Annotated in this window: 15 protein-coding genes and 2 pseudogenes; 12 read left to right on the top strand and 5 right to left on the bottom strand. The window is 71.2% G+C overall.

All coding sequences use genetic code 11. The features are described 5' to 3' along the window. Window positions 1–57: 57 nt before the first annotated feature. The 4 genes from ABD369_RS24600 to ABD369_RS24585 all read left to right on the top strand — a co-directional run bounded on the left by ABD369_RS24600 (window position 58) and on the right by ABD369_RS24585 (window position 4,746). Window positions 58–1,212, top strand: a complete 1,155-nt coding sequence (locus tag ABD369_RS24600) for a cystathionine gamma-synthase (protein WP_344638706.1) — start codon at window positions 58–60, stop codon at window positions 1,210–1,212. A gap of 189 nt (window positions 1,213–1,401) precedes the next feature. Then, window positions 1,402–2,613, top strand: a complete 1,212-nt coding sequence (gene ilvA, locus ABD369_RS24595) for a threonine ammonia-lyase (RefSeq protein ID WP_344638705.1) — start codon at window positions 1,402–1,404, stop codon at window positions 2,611–2,613. Between the two features lie 257 nt (window positions 2,614–2,870). Next, on the top strand, window positions 2,871–3,881 hold the full coding sequence (locus ABD369_RS24590) for an ATP-binding cassette domain-containing protein (protein WP_344638704.1): 1,011 nt from the start codon (window positions 2,871–2,873) through the stop codon (window positions 3,879–3,881). 1 nt (window position 3,882) lies between these two features. Further along, on the top strand, window positions 3,883–4,746 hold the full coding sequence (locus ABD369_RS24585; protein ID WP_344638703.1) for an ABC transporter permease: 864 nt from the start codon (window positions 3,883–3,885) through the stop codon (window positions 4,744–4,746). A gap of 75 nt (window positions 4,747–4,821) precedes the next feature. Here the strand turns inward: ABD369_RS24585 and greA are convergent, their stop codons facing one another. Together greA and ABD369_RS24575 are read right to left on the bottom strand one after the other, a co-directional pair. Further along, entirely contained in the window at window positions 4,822–5,319 is a 498-nt protein-coding gene (greA, locus tag ABD369_RS24580) for a transcription elongation factor GreA (RefSeq protein ID WP_344638702.1), read from the bottom strand. Between the two features lie 318 nt (window positions 5,320–5,637). Then, entirely contained in the window at window positions 5,638–6,054 is a 417-nt protein-coding gene (locus ABD369_RS24575; protein WP_344638701.1) for a DUF4307 domain-containing protein, read from the bottom strand. Window positions 6,055–6,204: 150 nt separating this feature from the next. Between ABD369_RS24575 and mca the strand changes: the two genes are divergently transcribed. The 4 genes and pseudogenes from mca (at window position 6,205) to ABD369_RS24555 (ending at window position 8,473) form a co-directional block, all read left to right on the top strand. Next, window positions 6,205–7,089, top strand: a complete 885-nt coding sequence (gene mca / locus ABD369_RS24570; protein WP_344638700.1) for a mycothiol conjugate amidase Mca — start codon at window positions 6,205–6,207, stop codon at window positions 7,087–7,089. Window positions 7,090–7,167: 78 nt separating this feature from the next. Continuing rightward, on the top strand, window positions 7,168–7,359 hold the full coding sequence (locus ABD369_RS24565; RefSeq protein WP_344638699.1) for a hypothetical protein: 192 nt from the start codon (window positions 7,168–7,170) through the stop codon (window positions 7,357–7,359). Between the two features lie 138 nt (window positions 7,360–7,497). After that, a pseudogene (locus ABD369_RS24560) lies at window positions 7,498–7,659 on the top strand (DUF255 domain-containing protein); the annotation flags it as partial. A 268-nt stretch (window positions 7,660–7,927) separates the two neighbouring features. Beyond that, a complete protein-coding gene (locus tag ABD369_RS24555) occupies window positions 7,928–8,473 on the top strand; it encodes a Uma2 family endonuclease (protein WP_344638697.1) in 546 nt (181 codons plus the stop codon). Between the two features lie 81 nt (window positions 8,474–8,554). On the opposite strand, the gene ABD369_RS24550 is transcribed toward ABD369_RS24555, so the two are convergent. Then, complete coding sequence (locus ABD369_RS24550; protein ID WP_344638696.1) at window positions 8,555–9,094, bottom strand: hypothetical protein; 540 nt, start codon at window positions 9,092–9,094, stop codon at window positions 8,555–8,557. Window positions 9,095–9,114: 20 nt separating this feature from the next. Next, window positions 9,115–9,750 (bottom strand): annotated as a pseudogene (locus ABD369_RS24545) (hypothetical protein); the annotation flags it as partial. A 168-nt stretch (window positions 9,751–9,918) separates the two neighbouring features. Here ABD369_RS24545 and ABD369_RS24540 point away from each other — a divergent pair. From ABD369_RS24540 to ABD369_RS24530, 3 genes are all read left to right on the top strand, one after another. Next, entirely contained in the window at window positions 9,919–11,967 is a 2,049-nt protein-coding gene (locus ABD369_RS24540; protein ID WP_344638695.1) for a thioredoxin domain-containing protein, read from the top strand. Between the two features lie 75 nt (window positions 11,968–12,042). Then, window positions 12,043–12,891 (top strand): GNAT family N-acetyltransferase, encoded by an 849-nt coding sequence (locus tag ABD369_RS24535; protein WP_344638694.1) that lies wholly within the window; start codon window positions 12,043–12,045, stop codon window positions 12,889–12,891. A 245-nt stretch (window positions 12,892–13,136) separates the two neighbouring features. Continuing rightward, a complete protein-coding gene (locus ABD369_RS24530; RefSeq protein WP_344638693.1) occupies window positions 13,137–13,385 on the top strand; it encodes a hypothetical protein in 249 nt (82 codons plus the stop codon). Between the two features lie 36 nt (window positions 13,386–13,421). Here the strand turns inward: ABD369_RS24530 and trhA are convergent, their stop codons facing one another. Further along, window positions 13,422–14,060, bottom strand: coding sequence for a PAQR family membrane homeostasis protein TrhA (gene trhA, locus ABD369_RS24525; RefSeq protein ID WP_344638737.1), 639 nt, complete (start codon window positions 14,058–14,060; stop codon window positions 13,422–13,424). A gap of 391 nt (window positions 14,061–14,451) precedes the next feature. On the opposite strand from trhA, the gene ABD369_RS24520 reads away from it, so the two are divergent. Then, a complete protein-coding gene (locus tag ABD369_RS24520) occupies window positions 14,452–16,275 on the top strand; it encodes a phosphoenolpyruvate carboxykinase (GTP) (protein WP_344638692.1) in 1,824 nt (607 codons plus the stop codon). Window positions 16,276–16,444 lie beyond the last annotated feature (169 nt).

The raw sequence follows: 16,444 nt of genomic DNA, 5'->3' as shown, positions 1-16,444 counted from the left end.
GCTGCCGTCCCGACCGTTTGCCCGGTGCCGCGCCCAGTGAGCACTAGGCTCACTGGTATGACCGAGCACCAGCTTCCCCAGGGCTTCGAGACCCTCGCCATCCACGCGGGTCAGGAAGCAGACCCCCAGACCGGGGCCGTCGTCACGCCGATCTACCAGGTGTCCACCTACAAGCAGGACGGCGTCGGCGGCCTCCGCGGCGGCTACGAGTACAGCCGCTCCGCCAACCCCACCCGCACCGCGCTGGAGGAGTGCCTCGCGGCACTCGAGGGCGGCGCCCGCGGCCTCGCCTTCGCCTCCGGCCTCGCGGCCGAGGACACCCTGCTGCGCGCCGTGCTCCAGCCGGGCGACCACATCGTCATCCCGAACGACGCGTACGGCGGCACCTTCCGCCTGTTCGCCAAGGTGCTGGCTCGCTGGGGCGTGGAGTTCGACGTCGCCGACATGCGGGACCTGGCGGACGTGCGCGCGCAGCTGCGGCCGAACACCAAGGCCGTCTGGGTGGAGACGCCGTCCAACCCGCTGCTCGGCATCGCCGACCTGACCGCGCTGGCCGAGATCGCACACGGCGCGGGCGCGCTGCTGGTGGTCGACAACACCTTCGCCAGCCCGTACCTGCAGCAGCCGATCGCACTCGGCGCGGACGTGGTGGTGCACTCCACCACCAAGTACATGGGCGGGCACTCGGACGTGGTCGGCGGTGCGCTGGTCGCGGCCGACGCGGAGCTCGGCGAGCAGCTGGCCTACCACCAGAACGCGATGGGCGCGGTCTCCGGTCCGTTCGACGCCTGGCTGGTGCTGCGCGGCATCAAGACCCTGGGCGTCCGGATGGACCGGCACAGCTCCAACGCCGAGAAGGTCGTCGAGCTGCTGACCCGCCACCCGAAGGTCTCCCAGGTCCTCTACCCCGGCCTGGCCGAGCACCCGGGCCACGACATCGCCGCCAAGCAGATGAAGGCATTCGGCGGCATGGTGTCGTTCCGGGTCGCCGGCGGCGAGGAGGCTGCGGTCGAGGTCTGCAACCGGGCGCAGCTGTTCACCCTCGGCGAGTCGCTGGGCGGTGTGGAGTCGCTGATCGAGCACCCCGGCCGGATGACCCACGCCTCGGTGGCGGGCTCCAAGCTGGAGGTGCCGGCCGACCTGGTCCGCGTCTCCGTCGGCATCGAGTCGATCGACGACCTCCTGGCCGACCTCCAGCAGGCCCTGGGCTGATCGTCACTCCCGCCCCGGGCCCCCGGGGCGGGAGTGACCTTCCGGGCCGCGGGGAACCGGGCGCGACCGCGTACCTCCGCCGAGAGTCGGTCGCGCCGTTCCCCGCGCCCCGAACGGTGCGGCCCGACCGGGTGGCCCCGCCGCGTGCAGCGCCCGGCCGGTCGCGCCGCGCGGTTCTAGGCTGGCGGCATGCAGAGTTGGCCGATCACCACGGACGACGTCCGGGGCGCGCACAAGATGCTCGCCGGGGTGGCCCGGGTCACCCCGATGGAGAGCAGCCGGCACCTCTCCGGGCTGATCGGCTCCCCAGTGCACTTGAAGTGCGAGAACCTGCAGCGCACCGGTTCGTTCAAGCTGCGCGGCGCCTACGTGCGGATCGCGGGGCTGTCCCCGGTGCAGCGCGCGGCGGGCGTGGTCGCGGCCAGCGCGGGCAACCACGCGCAGGGCGTGGCCCTGGCGGCGTCCCTGCTGGGGGTGCACTCCACCGTGTTCATGCCGCTGGCGGCCCCGCTGCCGAAGGTCGCCGCCACCCGGGAGTACGGCGCCGAGGTGCGGCTGCACGGCGCCACCGTGGACGAGGCGCTGCAGGCCGCACAGCGTTACTCGGAGGCGACCGGCGCGGTCTTCATCCACCCCTTCGACCACTGGGACATCGTCACCGGCCAGGCCACGGTGGGCCTGGAGATCCTGGAGCAGTGCCCGGAGGTGCGCACCATCCTGGCCGGGGTGGGTGGAGGCGGCCTGATCGCCGGGATCGCGGCCGCGGTGAAGCCGCTGCGGCCGGACGTCCAGGTGATCGGAGTCCAGGCGGCCGCGGCCGCCGCGTACCCGCCCTCACTGGCGGCCGGGCGCCCGGTCTCGCTGGACCATTTCAGCACCATGGCTGACGGGATCATGGTCGGCCGGCCCGGAGACATCCCGTTCGAGGTGGTCAACACCCTGGCTGACGGCGTCCGTACGGTCTCCGAGGACGCGCTCTCCCGTGCGCTGCTGCTCAGCCTGGAGCGGCTCAAGCTGGTGGTCGAACCGGCCGGAGCCAGCCCGATCGCGGCGATGCTGGAGCAGCCGGACGGCTTCCGGGGCCCGGTGGTGGCCGTGCTGTCCGGCGGCAACATCGACCCGCAGCTGATGCAGCGGGTGCTGCGGCACGGCCTGGCGGCGGCCGGCCGCTACCTCTCGCTGCGGGTCCGCCTCGCCGACAAGCCGGGCTCGCTGGCCGACCTGCTCGCGGTGCTGACCCAGGTGGACGCCAACGTGCTGGACGTGGCGCACGTGCGGACCGACCCCCGGCTCGGCCTGACCGAGGTCGAGGTGGACCTGCACCTGGAGACCAAGGGCCCGGACCACTGCACGCAGGTGATGAGCGAGCTGCGTGCCGCGGGGTACGTGGTAGCCCAGTAGCCCGGTAGCCCAGTAGGGGCGGCGGGCCGGAAAACCGGTGGGCGTTGTCAGTGTTGCCTGGCAGGCTGGGGAGCCGGGCCGTACCGGACTTTGAAACATGCCACGGAACCGAGCCTTGACGCGATATATCGCAATCTGCCATTCTCGCGATGTATCGCGTCTTCCTCTGCCGACTGGGTGCAGTGCGCCCTGTGCGGCGGGGCGGGGCGGACAGAACGCTCGAACCTCGAATCGCTCACGGGAGTTGAGACAGGCCCATGGCGCCAGCCATCCAAGCCGAGAACCTGGTCAAGACCTTCGGGGACGTCCGCGCCCTGGACGGCGTCAGCCTGGACGTCCCCGAAGGTACGGTGCTGGGCCTGCTCGGCCCCAACGGGGCGGGGAAGACCACCACCGTCCGAGTCCTCACCACGCTGCTCCAGCCCGACTCGGGCCGGGTCACGGTCGCCGGGATGGACGTGCTCAAGCACCCCAACAAGGTGCGCAGCCTGATCGGTCTCTCCGGCCAGTACGCCGCCGTGGACGAGTACCTGACGGGCCGCGAGAACCTCCGGATGGTCGGCGAGCTCTACCAGATGAGCTCCCGCGACGCGAAGGCCCGCGCGCTGGAGCTGCTGGAGTGGTTCAACCTCACCGAGGCCATGGACCGCCCGGCCAAGACCTACTCCGGCGGTATGCGCCGCCGCCTCGACCTGGCCGCCGCGCTGGTGGTCCGGCCGCCGGTGATGTTCCTGGACGAGCCGACCACCGGTCTCGACCCGCGCAACCGGCTGGCGTTGTGGGAGGTCATCGAGTCCCTGGTCGAGCAGGGCACCACCCTGCTGCTCACCACCCAGTACCTGGAGGAGGCCGACCGCCTCGCCCACGACATCGCGGTGGTCGACCACGGCCGGGTGATCGCCCGGGGCACCGCCGACCAGCTCAAGGCGCAGATCGGCGGCGAGCGGGTGGAGGTCGTGGTGCACCGGCGCGAAGACCTCTCCGAGGCCCTGGCCGCCCTCACCCAGTACGCCAAGGGCGACGCGGCGGTGGAGAACAACACCCGCAGGATCACCGTCCCGGTCAGCGGCGGTGCCAAGGTGCTCGCCGACGTGATCCGCGAGCTGGACGCCCGCTCGATCGAGATCGACGACATCGGTCTGCGCCGCCCCACCCTGGACGACGTCTTCCTCTCCCTCACCGGCCACGCCGCCGAGGGCCGGGAGGGCGGAGAGAGCGACGGGCAGCAGTCGGCCAAGGGCCGCCGAGGCAGTGGAAAGGACGCCTGAGATGACCACCACCACGGCCACCGAACCCGCCGTCGGCCGCCCCGCCCCCGTCCACCGGAGCGGCATCGCCGCCACCCTGCACGACTCCTGGGTGGTCGCGAAGCGCAACCTGCGCCGGATGACCCGGATCCCCGAGATCGTGGTCTTCGGGCTGATGCAGCCGGTGATGTTCGTGCTGCTGTTCTCGTACGTCATGGGCGGCGCGATCCAGATACCCGGGACACACGCCAGTTCCTCCGCGTACACCCAGTTCCTGATGGCCGGCATCTTCGCCCAGACCGTGACCTTCGCAACGGCCGGCGCCTCCGCAGGTATCGCGGAGGACATGACCAAGGGCCTGGTCGACCGCTTCCGCTCGCTGCCGATGGCCCGCTCAGCGGTGCTGGTCGGGCGGACCCTGGCGGACCTGGTGCAGACCGCGTTCACCCTGCTGGTGCTGGCGGTGGTGGCGCTGCTGGTCGGCTGGCGGATCCACGACGGCTTCCTGCCGGCGCTCGGCGGGTTCGCGCTGCTGCTCCTGCTCGGCTACGCCTTCTCCTGGATCGGTGCGCTGATCGGGCTGCTGGTCCGCAGCCCGGAGGCGGCCACCTCGGCGGGCCTGATCTGGCTCTTCCCGCTGACGTTCATCTCCAACGCCTTCGTGCCGATCACCAGCATGCCGGGCTGGCTGCAGGCGGCGGCGTACTGGAACCCGTTCAGCGCGACGGTGCAGGCCGCCCGCCACCTGTTCGGCAACCAGGTCGGCCCGGTGGACCCGTCCTGGCCGATGCAGCACGCCGCGCTGGTCTCGGCCGGCTGGTCGGTGGTGATCACGGTGGTGTTCTCCTGGCTGGCGGTCCGCAAGTACCGCAAGGCCGCGGGCTGAGCACCGGGCGCACACGACGGAGCGGCCGTGCCCCTCGCCGGGGCGCGGCCGCTCTCTCGTGCGCACGTGGCGGGATCAGCCCTCGTAGGGCTTGACCTCGACGATCTTCACGCTGGCCTGCTTGCCGTTCGGCAGCTCGTAGGAGGCCTCGTCGCCGATCTTCTTGCCGTCGATGGCGCGGCCGAGCGGGGACTGGGGCGAGTAGATGTCCAGGTCGTCGCCGCCCGCCTCGCGGGAGCCGAGCAGGAACTTCATGGTGTCGTCCAGGTCGCCGTCGAACGCGACGGTGACGACCATGCCGGGAGCCACCACGCCGGAGTCGGCCGGAGCCTCGCCGACCTTGGCGCGCTCCAGCAGCTGGGTCAGCTGGCGGATCCGGGCCTCGTACTTGCCCTGCTCGTCCTTGGCCGCGTGGTAGCCGGCGTTCTCCTTGAGGTCACCCTCCTCACGCGCGGCCTCGATCTTCTGGGCGATCTCGATGCGCCAGGGGCCGGTCAGGTGCTCCAGCTCGGCCTTGAGCTGGTCATAGCCGGACTGAGTGAGCCAGGTCACGTTCTCGCTGGTCTGGGTCACGGGTGCTCCTCGTCGGTGCTGGGCTGTGCTGAGGTTGGTCGTCAGCAGGGGTGGTGCCGTGCATTGCAAAGGTTGGTCGTACTACAAAGCAACGCCCACTCCCGGGCCGACCGGCGCGGAAGGGGCGAAACCACGAGCCTAACAACTTCCGATCCGGAGCGGGAGAGGACGGTACGGAGCTTTGACGCGCCAACGCGTGCGGCCGGCCGGAGCCGCTTTCCGAGAGATTCCCGGCCGCACCGGGGAGTATGCGCCGACCGGGCGCCGGTGCGCCTGGGGCGGGCCTGCGGCCGGTCCGGACGGCTCACCCGTCCCGGGTCACTTGCCCGGGGTGCAACCCAGCAGCTCGGCGGTGGTGCCCCAGTCGGTGGTCTTCAGGGTGACCACCTTGCTGTAGCTGCTGCCGGCGGCCGGTACCGGGAAGTCGTACTGGCCGACCACGGAGCCGCTCTTGTCCTGGGAACGGACGGTGCAGACCCCGCCGGTGCCGTCGCTCTTGCGCACCGACAGCTGGAGCTGCACCTCGTGCGCGGAGACCACCTGGAAGGTCGGGACCGTGCCGTTCATCGCCGTCTCGCGCAGCAGGTACGAGCCGCCGAGCCAGGCCACCAGGGCCAGGAAGAGCGTCCCGCAGACGATCGCGGCGATCCGCAGCTTCCGGTCCGCCTCCTCGTCGCTGCGGCGGCTGTAACGGCCCTCGGGCAGCGGCCGGACGGACGTAGGGCTGGAGGTCATGGCGGGCTCGGTCCTTTCGACGAGGGGCGATCGGCCGGTGGAGGGAATGGACGAGCCCTTCAGTCAGTCACTATAGGAGGGGCATGGCCGCGCCGGACGCGGCGGGGGAGCCGGCCCGACGAACCGGAGATACCCGGAAGGAACCAGGCGTTGACTGAGCAGTTGCGACTGATGGCGGTGCACGCGCACCCGGACGACGAGTCCAGCAAGGGTGCCGCCACCATGGCCATGTACGTCTCCCAGGGCGTGGACGTCCTGGTCGCCACCTGCACGGGCGGGGAGCGGGGGTCCATTCTCAACCCGAAGCTCCAGGGCGACCCGTTCATCGAGAAGAACATCCACGAGGTCCGCCGCAAGGAGATGGACACCGCACGCGAGATCCTCGGCGTCAAGCAGGCCTGGCTGGGCTTCGTGGACTCCGGCCTGCCCGAGGGCGATCCGCTGCCGCCGCTGCCGGAGGGCTGCTTCGCGCTCCAGGACGTGGCCGAGGCGGCGGCGCCGCTGGTGAAGCTGATCCGTGAGTTCCGTCCGCACGTCATCACGACGTACGACGAGAACGGCGGCTACCCGCACCCGGACCACATCATGACCCACAAGATCTCCATGCTGGCCTTCGATGCCGCGGGCGACCCGGACGCCTACCCCGAGGCGGGCGAGCCCTGGCAGCCGTCCAAGCTCTACTACAACCACGGCTTCCCGATGGGCCGGATCCGCGCGCTGCACGCCTACCTCACCGAGCACGGCCTCGACTCGCCGTACGGCGAGTGGATCGCCGGCTGGGAGAAGAGCGGCCGCAAGGAGCGCGAGATCACCACCCGGGTCCGCTGCGACGACTGGTTCGAGGTCCGGGACAAGGCGCTGATCGCCCACGCCACCCAGATCGACCCGGACGGCCCGTGGTTCCGGGTCCCGCTGGACGTCCAGCGGGACGTCTGGCCGACCGAGGACTACGAGCTGGCCCGTACCCTGATCGACACCGACCTGCCCGAGGACGACCTCTTCGCCGGTCTGCGCACCCCGAGCCCGGTCGCCTGACCTGCGGCTGTCCGCCAGACGGGCGATACGCCCCACCCCGGTGACCCGGCCGATGTCGGGCCGGGTCACCATGGAGGAATGAGCACCCCGATGAGCTTCACCGACCTCGCCACCGGCCTCGCCCTCGACGACGCCAAGGTGACCCCCGGCCTTCTCGGCTTCGTCGTCTTCGCCGCCCTGGGCGTCGCCACCTGGTTCCTGGTGAAGTCGATGAACAAGCAGATGAAGCGCGTGGACTTCGCGGAGGAGCCCGAGGCCGCGAAGGAGTGACGTCCGGCAGCGAAGGGGGGCCCCGCGGCCGTCGAGGGGTGACGTTCGGCCGCCGGGGGACCTGAACGGCGGCCGGGGCCGCCGTTCGGCGCTTGCGCCTGCCGACCGCGAGGCGCCTGGATGCGCGAGGACGGGGGCATGCCGAACCGACTCGCGGACGCGACCTCGCCGTATCTGCAGCAGCACGCCGACAACCCGGTGGACTGGTGGTCCTGGGGGTCCGAGGCGTTCGAGGAGGCGCGGCGCCGGAGTGTGTCCGTGCTGCTGTCGGTCGGGTACGCCGCCTGCCACTGGTGCTACTAGATGTGCACAACCCGGTAGATCTGAACTGGGATTGTTCCGGGGAGTAGCGCTATGCATGCGCATGGCGAGCGGCTGGGACAGGACACAGACGCCGGGTTGAAGACAAGTTGGCCGCCTCGCCCGAGTGGGTGCCTGAGCAGTACGCCACACTCCGTCGGTACCTGGTGGGAGGCGGCCTCGTCTCCGCCGGCCGGCGCTGCCGAGCAAGGGCCGCCCTGCGCGGGCCAGGGCCCATATGCTGAGGGGCGACGGGAAGGAGCTGTTGATGAGCGTCGACGCGGTCATGCACACCGAGTTCCCCACGGGGTACGTGGTCTTCTTCGGTGCCGACGGGAAGGTGATCATGACTCCGCAGAGCGAGGAGCACTCCAGCACCATCAGGTCGATGCAGATCGACTCCTTGGCCCTCGGTCGACATGCGAAGGTCATCTCCGACGTGTACATCGACTTCCCGGCGGACGAGAACTCAGCTCCCGATTTCGCGATCATGCGGGAGGACGCGCAGCGGCGGGGCAAGCGCTACGGCTTCGAGGACGCGCTGCTGATCGCCGAGGTGGTGTCGGTCTCCTCCGCGCGCAAGGACTACGACGACTGCACGGCGAAGTACGCCCGCTACGGCATCCCGGTCTACCTGGTGGTGGACCCGTACGCCGCCGAGGTCGTCGTCCACACCCGGCCCACCGGCTCCGGCTACATCGCGGCGCACACGCACAAGTACGGCTCGGGCAAGCTGCCCATCGAGCTGGCCGACGGACGCACCTACACCCTCGACCTGGACGAACTGCCCCGGCCCGAGCCGGACGCCTGCTGACCGTATAGCGGAGCCCGGCCGGCGCCTCCGCGCACCGGAGGCGTCGTACGCGTGTGTGGAGCGGGTCCGGCGGGGCTGGTGCTACCGCTCCGCACGGAGCAGGAACTGCCAGCCCAGTACGGCCAGGGCGAGCGTCTGTACGAGAGAAGTGAGCACGAGCAGGGGCTGAACGGTGGGAGAGCACCAGAACGCGGTCGTGCAGACCATTGGCAGGACCAGGTACGTGAACAGGTCCACCGCGGTCTGAAGCCGCTTGCGCATGGTGCGGCCCGCAACGTTGCGGTGGTAGACCTCCCAGCCGAACACCGTGCCGTGGGCGGAGGCGAGTTCCTCCAGGCGCGGTCCCAGTTGGTCGCGGACGTAGCAGCCGATCGCCGAGATCTTCTCGTCGTTGACCAGGTAGGTCCAGCCCAGGATCAGGCAGATCGCGGGGACGGAGAGCAGCAGTCGGGACTGGCCGCTCTGGACGCTGACTGCCACGACCGCAGTGGCCGCGGCGAGCGTGAAGTAGAGCAGGTTGTCGCGGAACCCTATGCGGGTCTTCTGTTCCTCCTTGAGGCAGTCGTACTCGGCCAGCAGGATTTTGCTCTCGGTGACATCGTCCGTGGAGGCCACAGGCATTCCTATGCTCGAGTTCAGGATCAGCCGGCGATCTGGAAGGGCGTCAGGTTGTCGGGGCTGTGCCGTTCGATCCAGCCCTTCCCGTCCGCCGCTATCCCCTCCAGGAGGCGGAAGGTGTGGGTGGAGCCGGCAGCGTTGAGGTTGATCTCGGAGATTTCCTGAGAGTTCTCGTCCGGCGCCAGTTGATGGGCATCGGCGTCCTTGACGCGGATCTTCCTGGCTGGTCCGTTGGTGAGGACGAGTTCCAGGTCGTAGCCGACGTCGACGTTCTCCGTCACCTGCACGGAGGACAGCGCGTCGAACCGGTAGTTGCTCCGCTGCTCGTTCCTGCGCGTTGCGTCGGAGAACTTGAACTCGGAGCTGATCTCGCGGATCCCGTCCTGGGTGAACAGGAACAGGCGGAAGACATAGTGCGAGTACCGCCAGGGGCCGCCTCTGACCCGGCCTCGCTTGTAGGAAGGGGCTGGGGCCACCAGGACGGTGTGAGTGATCAGGTCGCGCCAGGTGAGCCGGTGGTGCCGGAGCGCTTCATCGAGGAAGGAAGTCTTGTCGCAGGTGAGCCAGGTCTCCATTTCCAGCTCGCTGGGGCGCGTGGCGTCCAGAAGCGACTGCCAGCGCTGGTGGGCGATCTGTCGTGCGGTCAGCTGTTCACGGTACTTCTCAGTGTCACTTGCACAAGAAGGGGGTGACGGGGATTGCTGTGCCGCTCGACTCCGCAGTCGCGGCGCGTACGGCGGGACCGCACGGATCGACCGGCCGGCACCGACCCCGCCAGTCCGTTCCGGTTTCGGGGTTCCCGCGGCCGGTGCTGCGATACTGCCCACATGGTGAACCGCCTGGCCGATGCCACCTCCCCGTACCTGTTGCAACACGCCGACAACCCCGTCGACTGGTGGCCGTGGTCCCCCGAGGCGTTCGCGGAGGCCGAGCGGCGCGGGGTGCCGGTGCTGCTGAGCGTCGGGTACGCCGCCTGCCACTGGTGCCACGTCATGGCGCACGAGAGCTTCGAGGACGAGGCGGTGGCCGCCTACGCCAACGAGCACTTCGTCGCGGTGAAGGTGGACCGCGAGGAGCGGCCGGACGTGGACGCCGTCTACATGGAGGCGGTGCAGGCGGCCACCGGGCAGGGCGGGTGGCCGATGACGGTCTTCCTGACGCCCGAGAAGGACCCGTTCTACTTCGGGACGTACTTCCCGCCCGAGCCCCGGCACGGGATGCCGGGCTTCCGGCAGGTGCTGGAGGGCGTGAGCGCGGCTTGGCGGGACCGGCGGGACGAGGTCGGCGAGGTGGCCGCGCGGATCCGGGCCGAGCTGTCCGAGCGGGCCTCGGTGTACGGCGCCGGGGCCGGGGTGGCCGGCCCGCCCGGTGCGGCGGACCTGCACCAGGCGCTGGTCGCGCTCAGCCGGAGCTTCGACCAGCAGCGCGGCGGCTTCGGCGGCGCGCCCAAGTTCCCGCCGTCGATGGTGCTGGAGTTCCTGCTGCGCCACCACGCCAGGACCGGCTCCGAGGCGGCGCTGCAGATGGCCGAGCGGACCTGTGAGGCGATGGCCAGGGGCGGCATCTACGACCAGCTCGGCGGCGGCTTCGCCCGCTACTCGGTGGACGCGGACTGGGTGGTGCCGCACTTCGAGAAGATGCTCTACGACAACGCCCTGCTGCTGCGGGTCCAGCTGCACCTGTGGCGGGCCACCGGCGGAGCGTTCGCCCGCCGGGTCGCGCTGGAGACCGCCGACTTCCTGGTGCGCGAACTCCGCACGGCCGAGGGCGGATTCGCCTCCGCACTGGATGCCGACAGCTTTGACGAGGAGACCGGGCGGCCGGCCGAGGGCGCGTACTACGCCTGGGAGCCGGGGCAGTTGGTGGACGTACTCGGGCCGGCGGACGCCGCGCTCGCGGCCCGGCTGTTCTCCGTGACGCCCACCGGGACGTTCGAGCACGGCACCTCGGTCCTGCAGCTTCCGGCCGACCCCGAGGACCCGGCGGAGTACGAGCGGATCCGCACCCGGCTGTTCGAGGCGCGCGCCCTGCGCCCCGCGCCCGCCCGGGACGACAAGGTGGTGGCCGCCTGGAACGGGCTGGCCATCGCCGCCCTCGCCGAGACCGGCGCACTGCTGGAGCGCCCGGACCTGATCGAGGCGGCCGAGCGCGCGGCCGACCTGCTGCTGGCCGTCCATCTCACCGCCGACGGACGCCTGTTGCGCACCTCCCGGGACGGCAGGGCCGGCGAGAACGCCGGAGTCCTGGAGGACTACGCGGACACCGCGGAGGGCTTCCTCGCCCTGTACGCGGTCACCGGCGAGGCCGAATGGCTCGACCTGGCGGGCGGGCTGCTCGACACCGTGCTGGCGCACTTCGTCGACGCGGCGTCAGGCGCCATGTACGACACGGCCGATGACGCCGAGGAGTTGATCCGCCGCCCGCAGGACCCGACCGACAACGCCACCCCGTCCGGCTGGACCGCCGCCGCGGGTGCCCTGCTCGCGTACGCCGCGTACACCGGTTCGGCCCGGCACCGCGGTGCCGCCGAGCGGGCGCTGGGCATCGTCGGCGCGCTCAGCAGCCGGGCGCCGCGCTTCATCGGCTGGGGGCTGGCCGTCGCCGAGGCACTGGCTGACGGCCCGCGCGAGGTCGCCGTGGTCGGCCCGGCCGACGACCCGGCCGCCGCCGCACTGCACCGCACCGCACTCCTCGGCACCGCGCCCGGCGCCGTGGTGGCCCTCGGCGAGCCCGGCACCGCGGACGTCCCGCTGCTCGCCGACCGTCCGCTGCTGGACGGGCGTCCCGCCGCGTACGTCTGCCGGCACTTCACCTGCGACGCCCCGACGGCGGACCCGGAGGTGCTGGCGGCGAGCCTGGGCGTCCGGGAGGGGTAGCGCGGGCCGCCCGGCCGCCGTGCGCCCGGGTGAAATCGAGCTGCACCGCGCTCCGGGCGGCGGCCATCATGAACCATGACGTGGACCCTGAGCTCATCGCTGGACGAATTCCGTTCCGCGGCCGGTACCTTCCTCGCCGCGCACCCCGCCGAGAACACCGTGCTGCTCACCCTGGTGGACCGTCTCGCCGCGGTCGACTCCGACTCGCACGAGCAGCCCCCGCGCTTCGGCTGGTGGCGTCCGGGGCCGGGTGCGCCGGTCGCCGGGGTCTTCCTGCAGACGCCGCCGCGCCAGCTCAGGTTGGGGCTGACCCCGCCCCAGGCGGGAGCGGAGCTGGCCGAGCTGCTCCGGGCGCAGGGCGTGGAGCCGGGCGGGGTCGGCGGCGGGAAGGCGCCGGTGGAGGCGTTCGGCGCCGCGTGGTGCCGGGGCGGCCGTGCGACCGCGCGCGTCCGGACCAACGAGCGGCTCCACCGGCTGGGCGAGTTGGTCGAGCCCTCACCCGCTCCGGGCGGCCGGGCCCGGCCGGCGACGGTGGACGACCGGGAACTGCTGACCGACTGGCTCGCGGCCTTCGCGGCCGAGATCGGGGCATCGCATCCGGCCGACCTCGGGGCGATGGTCGACCGGCGGACCGCCCTCGGTGAGCTGCGGATCTGGGAGGACGGGGGCCGCCCGGTCTCGTTCGCCGGGGTCAGCCCGGTGCTCGCGGGGATGTCCCGGATCGCGCCGGTCTTCACCCCGCCCGAGCTGCGCGGCCGGGGCTACGCGAGCGCCGTGGTCGCGGCCGGTTCCGTCCACGCCCGCAGGGCGGGCGCCGAGGAGGTGGTGCTCTACACCGACCTGGCCAATCCGACCAGCAACTCGATCTACCGGAAGCTGGGTTACCGTCCGGTCGAGGACGGCCTGGTCCTGGAGCTCGGTTGATCCGGTCCGCCGGGCCACTCCCAGTCCCAGCGAACGGAGCGGCCCGGGGGCCGCGGACCCCCGGGTCGCTCCTCGGGTCCGCTGACCGGAGGTCGCTGTCGCGGGCACTCGCCGGATCGCCTGCGGGTCGGTCCTCACACGGAATTGATGCAACGTTGATCCCCCGTTCGCCCCGGAGGGGAGGGACGCATGTCACCGTGGGTGGAGACGGTGTGGCATGCGGTCATGCGGCTGGAGGGGCGCCGATGGCGAGGGATGGGCAGCTCTGGGGGGCTGTGGCCGGGGTGGCGGCGGCGCTGGCGGTGGTCGGCGGCTATCTGGTCGGCGGGGAGCGGATGGTCTGGGTGGTGGCCGCCGCCGAGACCCTGGTGTTCATGGGCTGGGTGGCCCGCCGCTTCCGGGGCAGGGTACTGACCGGGCCCGCCGTCCACGGTCCGGACGCGGCCCACTGCGAGCGCTGCGCCCGCGCCCGCGCCCGGCTGGGGCGGCACTGACCGGAGCCGGAACGACGGCCCGCTCCTGCGGCGCCGTCAGCCGGCCGGGCTGTACGCGACCATCGAGACGCCGACGTACTGCACGATGAACGCGCCCAGGGTGAAGGCGTGGAACACCTCGTGGAACCCGAACCAGCGCGGTGACGGGTTGGGCCGCTTGAGCCCGTACACCACACCGCCCAGGGTGTAGAGCACACCGCCGACGATGATCAGGGTGAGGACGGCGGCGCCGCCGGTCCGCAGGAAGTCCGGCAGGAAGAAGACCGCCGCCCACCCGAGCGCGAGGTAGCAGGGCGTGTAGAGCCAGCGCGGGGCGCCGACCCAGAAGACCCGGAAGGCGATCCCGGCGAGCGCGCCACCCCAGACCAGCCAGAGCAGTATCCGGCGCCGTCCGCCGTGCAGCAGCAGGATCGTGAACGGTGTGTAGCTGCCTGCGATGATCAGGAAGATGTTCGCGTGGTCGAGCCTGCGCAGCACGGCCTCGCCGCGCGGGCCCCAGGTGAAGCGGTGGTAGACGGCGCTGACACCGAAGAGCAGCCAGGCGCTGACCGAGTAGACCGCGCAGGCGACCCGGGCAGCCGTCGACTGGGCCAGGCAGATCAGCACGATCCCGCCGGCGACCGAGGCCGGGAACATCCCGGCGTGCAGCCAGCCCCGCCATCGCGGCTTGACCATGCCGGTGACCGGATCCGTCGGAAGGGCCGCGGCCTGGTCCACGACCGCAGGCACGGCCGGGGCGGCGAGCGGCTCGGGGAGGTTCTCACAGGCCGTGCTCTGGTCGGCAGTCATGGCCAACATGCTACTTACGGAACCGTAGGTTACCAATGCGTAGAAAGTGGCCCTACTCACTTTTGGACGTTCTGGAGTGTTCGAGCCCGGCGTTCGAGGGTCGTGATCGTGCTCGCGGAGTCGCGAAACCGACCCCAAGTTCGACACTGTGGCGCAAAGCTTCCGTCAAAAGCGCCAAGGCGCTGTATTCGGGCTGACATGGCGGGGCTACGGTGTAACCACCCTCAAACCCCCGCAACGCCGTCTCCTGTCCGAGATGGCGTGAAACGGAGCGATCGTGTCGTACGAGAACTCTGCTCTCGCAACCGCGCCCACCCGCCACAAGGCCCTGCTCGCCTGGGTGAGCGAGATCGCGGAGCTGACCCAGCCGGACCGCGTCGAGTGGTGTGACGGCTCGGACGAGGAGTACCAGCGCCTCGCCGACCTGCTCGTCGCCCAGGGCACCTTCCGGAAGCTCGACGAGAAGAAGCGCCCCAACTCCTACTACGCGGCCTCCGACCCCTCGGACGTCGCCCGCGTCGAGGACCGGACGTACATCTGCTCCGAGCAGGAGAAGGACGCGGGGCCGACCAACAACTGGAAGGCTCCCGCCGAGATGCGCGAGATCTTCCAGGGCGAGAAGGGCCTGTTCCGCGGTGCGATGAAGGGCCGCACGATGTACGTCGTGCCGTTCTCCATGGGACCGGTCGGCTCCCCGCTGGCCGCGTACGGCGTCGAGATCACCGACTCCGCCTACGTCGCCGTGTCGATGCGCGTCATGACCCGGATGGGCCAGGCCGTGATCGACCAGCTCGGCGAGGACGGCGAGTTCGTCAAGGCCGTCCACACCGTGGGCGCCCCGCTCGCGGAGGGCGAGCAGGACGTGCCGTGGCCGTGCAACAGCACCAAGTACATCTCGCACTTCCCGGAGACCAAGGAGATCTGGTCCTTCGGCTCCGGCTACGGCGGCAACGCCCTGCTCGGCAAGAAGTGCTACGCGCTGCGCATCGCCTCGACCATGGCCCGGGACGAGGGCTGGCTGGCCGAGCACATGCTCATCCTGAAGCTCACCCCGCCCACCGGTGAGGCCAAGTACGTCGCGGCCGCCTTCCCGAGCGCCTGCGGCAAGACCAACCTCGCCATGCTCCAGCCCACCATCCCGGGCTGGAAGGTCGAGACCATCGGCGACGACATCGCCTGGATGCGCTTCGGTGCCGACGGCCGCCTCTACGCGATCAACCCGGAGGCCGGCTTCTTCGGAGTCGCCCCGGGCACCGGCACGGACACCAACGCCAACGCCATCGCCACCCTGCACAGCAACACCGTCTTCACCAACGTCGCGCTCACCGACGACGGTGACGTCTGGTGGGAGGGCCTCACCGACGAGCCGCCGGCCCACCTGACCGACTGGCGCGGCAACGACTGGACCCCGGAGTCCGGCACCCCCGCCGCCCACCCGAACGCGCGCTTCGCCGTCCCGGCCGCGCAGTGCCCGACCATCGCCCCCGAGTGGGAGGACCCGGCGGGTGTGCCGATCTCGGCCATCCTGTTCGGCGGCCGCCGTGCCACCGCGGTCCCGCTGGTGACCGAGTCCTTCGACTGGCAGCACGGCGTCTTCCTGGGCGCGAACATCGCCTCCGAGAAGACCGCCGCCGCCGAGGGCACCGTGGGCGAGCTGCGCCGCGACCCGTTCGCGATGCTCCCGTTCTGCGGCTACAACATGGGCGACTACTTCGCCCACTGGCTGAAGATCGGCGGCCAGGCCGACGCGGACAAGCTGCCGAAGATCTACTACGTGAACTGGTTCCGCAAGAACAGCGCGGGCAAGTTCGTCTGGCCCGGCTACGGCGAGAACAGCCGGGTGCTGAAGTGGATCGTCGAGCGGCTGGACGGCACCGGCGAGGGCGTCGAGACGCCGATCGGTGTGCTGCCTGCCGTCGAGGGCTTCGACCTCGACGGCCTGGAGATCCCGCAGGAGGACCTCGACCTGCTGTTCTCCGTCGACGCGGACATCTGGCGGCAGGAAGCGGCGCTGGTGCCGGCCCACCTGGAGCTCTTCGGCGACCACACGCCGACCGAGCTGTGGGACGAGTACCGAGCGCTGGTCAAGCGCCTGGGCTGACGGGCCCGGGTTTGAGGGGCCGCCGCCCCTACTCCTCACCGGGGGCGGCGGCGCTCAAAAGACATCGGCCGACGGCCGGAGCCCCGCTCCGGCCGTCGGCCGCTTCTCCGTCGCCCCGGGCGCCCGGATCCGACCCGCAAGGCTACGGGCAGCGCGAGTTCGGGGCCGT

The sequence above is a fragment of the Kitasatospora cystarginea genome (genome assembly GCF_039533515.1).
Taxonomy (GTDB): domain Bacteria; phylum Actinomycetota; class Actinomycetes; order Streptomycetales; family Streptomycetaceae; genus Kitasatospora; species Kitasatospora cystarginea.
The sequence above is the reverse complement of the archived record's forward strand: the minus strand, read 5'-3'. Positions and strand labels throughout refer to the sequence as shown.